Below are 1,726 nucleotides of genomic sequence, written 5' to 3' on the forward strand. Positions count from 1 at the left end.
CCGCGGATGAGTTCGCGGGTGTGCTGCGTGCGAAGGTGACGGGTGCGGACAACCTGGACGCGGTCTTCGGTGACCGGCCCCTGGATGCGTTCGTGCTGTTCTCGTCGATCAGCGCCGTCTGGGGCAGCGGCGGCCACGCCGCTTACGCGGCGGCCAACGCGCATCTCGACGCCTTGGCCGAGCGGCGCCGGGCCCGTGGTCTGACCGCGACCTCCATCTCCTGGGGCCCCTGGGGACAGGGCGGCATGATCGAGGACATCGGCGAGGCCGAATTGCGGCGACGCGGCCTGACCACGATGGCTCCTTCGACAGCGATCACCGCGCTGCACCGGGCGTTGACCGAGGACGACGTGCATGTGGCGGTCGCCGACGTCGACTGGGAACTCTTCGCGCCCGCCTTCACCGCCCTGCGGCCGAGCCCGCTCCTTGACGGTCTGCCCGAGGTGCGGCAGATCCTGGAGCGCGCCGATGCCCCGGCAGAGGAATCCGCCTTCAAACAGCACCTTGCAGTTCTCGCCGCACCGGAACGTGATGCGGAACTGCTCGAACTCGTCCGCCGTGAGGCCGCAGTCGTCCTGGGACACCGCAGCGCAGAAGACGTCCCCTCCGACCGCGCCTTCCAGCAGCTCGGCTTCGACTCACTCACCGCCGTCGAGCTGCGCAACAGGCTTACCGCGGCGACCGGTCTCTCCCTGCCTTCGACACTGATCTTCGACTATCCGACGCCGGTGGTACTCGCCGGCCACATCCGCACAGAGGTGTTCGGAGAGGCAGCGGAGGCTCGGGTCACGGCATCGGTGACCAGGGAGTATGCCGAGGATCCCATCGTCATCGTCGGGATGAGCTGCCGGTTCCCGGGCGGGGTGGCGTCCCCCGAAGAGCTGTGGGCCCTGCTCGAATCCGGAGGCGACGGCATCTCCGGATTCCCGGAGGACCGCAACTGGGACGTGGGTGCGCTTTATGACCCCGACCCCGAGAGCGTGGGGACGTCCTACGTCTCGGAAGGCGGATTCCTGCACAACGCGGCGGAGTTCGACCCGGGGTTCTTCGGGATCTCGCCGCGTGAGGCACTGGCGATGGACCCCCAGCAGCGACTGTTGCTGGAGGCGTCGTGGGAGGCTTTCGAGCGAGCAGGTATCGACCCGACCTCCCTCCAGGGCAACCGGGTCGGTGTGTTCACAGGAACCAACGGCCAGGACTACGGCTACGTCCTGGGCGGCGCGGGCGACTCCGTCGTCGGATACGGCGCCACCGGCAGCTCCGCCAGTGTCCTGTCCGGGCGTATCGCATACACGCTGGGTCTCGAAGGCCCGGCGGTGACTGTGGACACCGCCTGCTCGTCGTCCCTGGTAGCCCTGCACCTTGCCGCACAGGCGCTGAGGGAAGGCGAGTGCACCATGGCCCTGGCCAGTGGTGTGACCGTCATGTCGATGCCGGGTGCCTTCGTGGAGTTCTCCCGGCAGGGCGGTCTCGCCGTGGACGGCCGGTGCAAGGCGTTCGCCGATGCGGCGGACGGCACCGGCTGGGGTGAGGGCGTGGGCATGCTCCTTGTGGAGCGGCTGTCGGATGCGCGGCGCAACGGCCATGAGGTGCTGGCGGTGGTGCGGGGCAGTGCGGTGAACCAGGACGGTGCGTCGAACGGTCTGACCGCGCCGAACGGGCCCGCGCAGCAGCGGGTCATCCGCCAGGCGCTGGTCAACGCCGGTCTGGAGCCGGCGCAGGTGGA

1 protein-coding gene is annotated in these 1,726 nt (G+C 69.3%); it reads left to right on the top strand.

The window, feature by feature from the left end; genetic code table 11:
- Positions 1–1,726, top strand: a 1,726-nt coding sequence (locus AB0P41_RS35920) for a beta-ketoacyl synthase N-terminal-like domain-containing protein (protein WP_365936198.1), incomplete at both ends; no start/stop codon positions are given.

The organism is Streptomyces sp. NPDC079167, assembly GCF_040686735.1.
Classification (GTDB): Bacteria; Actinomycetota; Actinomycetes; order Streptomycetales; family Streptomycetaceae; genus Streptomyces.